Origin of the sequence: Rodentibacter genomosp. 1, from assembly GCF_001999285.1 — a bacterium.
In the GTDB taxonomy this organism is placed as follows: domain Bacteria; phylum Pseudomonadota; class Gammaproteobacteria; order Enterobacterales; family Pasteurellaceae; genus Rodentibacter.
The window spans coordinates 1-3,152 of sequence record NZ_MLHN01000045.1 but is presented as its reverse complement, the minus strand read 5'-3'; the positions used below and the strand labels follow the sequence as shown (position 1 = coordinate 3,152).

At 41.6% G+C, this 3,152-nt stretch carries 2 protein-coding genes; both read right to left on the bottom strand.

Translation table 11 applies throughout. The features are described 5' to 3' along the window. Positions 1 to 2,829, bottom strand: a 2,829-nt coding sequence (locus tag BKK54_RS11490) for a tape measure protein (RefSeq protein WP_077543195.1), incomplete at its 3' end; no start/stop codon positions are given. A 14-nt stretch (positions 2,830 to 2,843) separates the two neighbouring features. Next, a partial coding sequence (locus BKK54_RS11485) for a phage tail protein (protein WP_279626092.1) occupies positions 2,844 to 3,152 on the bottom strand: 309 nt, incomplete at its 5' end.

Sequence of the window (3,152 nt, the reverse complement as noted above, 5' to 3'; positions counted from 1 at the left end):
CATCATTTTGATGATCATTAAGGTTATATCTTTGATGACTGATTGTGCAAAGCTACGAAAATCCATTTTTCCGGTTAAGACAAAGTTGGTCAGCGCATCAGACATTCCGTTGAGGGTGTTAAGTGTAATAGACGACACATTTCCCATCACATCTTCCGCATCTTTACCGAATTTAGCAAATCCGTCACGCAAGCCTGCAATCGGATCTTTTTGCTTCTCTTTTTTGAGTTTTTGAATTTCCTCATAATTTTTCTTAGCCGCTTCACCTTCGGCAAGTAATTTTTGAACGTATTCGTCACTCATTCCGATAGAAAGCTGCTTAATTTCCTGATCGATTTTTCGGTAATAATTAAGCCGCTCCTGTTCTTCCGCCGTTTTGCTTAATAAGTTTGCTTCAAACTGAATTTGTTCAAATTCGTCTTTCTTATTAAACGCATACTGTGAAACTTGTTTTGCCATATTGGCTTTATCGGATTCTTGGGCAAGTTTTTTCAATTGCTCAATTTGAACGGTGGTCATATTTTTAAAGGTTTCACGGTCAGTTTTGAGTTTTTCCATTAACTGATCATATTCTTTATAAATACTTACACCACCGTATTGGGCAATACTGGCGGATTCTGCTTTTAATTGGGCGATTTGCGAAGTGTAGTCATTATACATATCACCAAAGCGATCGGTTTTGCTACCGGAACCTTTATGCTTACCGCCGCCCTGCATATTTTGGAGGAGATTTTTATCTCTCTCACTTTCCCATAATGCCTTTTTTTCGGCCTCCGTTAAATCCTTTTGGTGGAGTAAGGCAAGATCTGCTTGATATGCTGCCTTTTTCTTTGGGTCTTTGGTTTGTAAAATTTTCTTACTCAGATCATTTTGCTTGATCAAGTTCTGCACTTTCTCGCCGATTACCGGGGTATCACCGGGCAATCCGGACATTGCCGCTTTGAATAATGCCACGTTACCGATAGCCTTACCGATACTGCTGGTAAGTGATGAAAATACACCGCTTAAATTACTCACCAACTGTGAGGATGTGGGGAGAAGGTTGTTGAGTTCAGTGGCGGACATATTGAGTTTTTTAAAATCAATATCTGCCGCATTAACTTTCATTCCTAAGGCATCGTATTTAGCTTGCAATCCTTGTAGAGCCAATTCGTTATCATTGAAATATCCGGTTGTATTTTTTAGTACCGTATTTAATACATCCGCAGTTGCGCCATAGTTTTTTAGACGTTGTTCAATTTCGCCATAACTTGCCCCTTGTTTAATCATTGCTTTAGATAACGCTTCAAACTGTACCATTTGGTGGGCAATATCACGATCTAAGATTTCCCTTGCTACTTTGGCATCATCTTTGATTTTTTGTAGCCCTTCTAGCGTTGGAGCAAGCCAACTATTGTGATCAAATCTTGCTTGGGCATTTTGGGCTTCTTGTGCTAGCAAGCGTACTTGATCCCGTTGTTTTTTTATTTGTTCGGCATGTTCGGTAATTTTATTTCCAATTGCAGCAGCCGTTAAATCATCATATGAAACGGCAAGACGGTTATTCGCAGCCTCTAAGTCAAGGGCACTGGCACGAGCTTCTTGGGCTTTTTGTACAAAATAAAATAATGCACCGGCGGCAATAGTAATCACACCGGCAGGGCCGCCTAATAATCCCATTGCACCACCTAATACACGACTGCTAATCGAAACAGCTTGTTTTGAGGCAGCTAATTTCTGCGTTGCTACGGTTTCAGCATTGGTTAAAGCGATAATTCTTTGCGATTGTGCTACCATTTGGTTGCGAATAACGCTTCTTGTTTGCTCTGATTGTGCTAATTTTAATGTTGCTGATAATGCTTGCATTTCAGCACGGGCAACCGCTAATTCTGCCGTTGCTTTGGTTTGAGCCGTTTGCGCCACCCGCAAATTTGCCATTGCCTGTTTTTGTGTGGTAACAGCCGAAACAAGCATTCCCTGAGTGTATTTCGCCAAATTCCCTAAGGCGACTGCACCAATCGCTAAAGCCAAATAGTCAAAGTTTTGGGCGAGAAAAGAAATCGTTTCGGCAAGGGTAGTAAAAACGCCGGTGCTATTACTAAAATCATCCACAAATTTTAAAGTGGCGTTTTGCATTTGTTGCATTGCCTGCCCGAACGTTAACGGCATCTCTTCAAATTGTGCTGAAATACGTTTACTTGCGCCGGTAATGGCTTCAAATAATAATCGAGAAGTAATTTTCCCCTCTGAAGCTAATTCTTTAACCTCTGCTCGGGTTTTGCCCATATATTGAGCAACCACATCAAGGATAATTGGCGCACTTTCTGCAATCGTTCTAAATTCATCACCCTGTAATCGCCCGGAACCTAAGGCTTGGGAAAGTTGGAATAAAGCACTGGCTTGCTCTTGTGCGCCCACACCGCCTACTGCCATCGCTTTATTGAGTGTTTCAGTAAAGGTTAAAATGCGCTGTTGGCTGTAACCATAATCCTTTAATGCTCTGGCAGAACGGGTATAAAGCGTGGTTGTGGCTTCAAGGCTTGCCCGAGTTTTTTGAGCAATATCAAATAGCTGTTTATTTACAGCGTTGTATTCTTCAATTGAGCCGGTGACAAATCGCACCTGCGCATTGAGGGATTTCATTGTGTCCGCCATTTGGAGCAATGAGCCAATCCCCTGTATGCCTAGTCCCACTGCCAACAACCTTTTCAGGTTATTCATCATTTTATTGAGGCTTTCAACAGATTTTTCTGTTTGCCCCGCTTGGGTTTGAACCCCTCGTAAATCTGACCGCACTTTTCCTGCGCCATCAGAGGTCAATTTAATGGCGAGTGTGGCAAAATCTGTCATATTATTCCCCTAAATTAGGCGACAACCTCTTGGAAAGTAGCTGTTAAGACGGAAAATCCCTCTGAAATATCCATATCCCATTCTTCGCAACGGAATTTGCTTTGTTTACCTGAATGTGGCGGTGTCCATATAAAGGCTTTGTAGCCATTATGCTCTGTCAGAAAGGAATCAATTTGATTGATGTATCCGTTAATACCTTTGAACACGACATCATAAGTACGCAAGTCGTTGTTAATCCCATTTGCACGGCGTTGTTCATATCCATCACCAAATTTAAGAATATTAGTCTCAGGTTTAGCTTTGCGCTTCATATTCCATTGGGG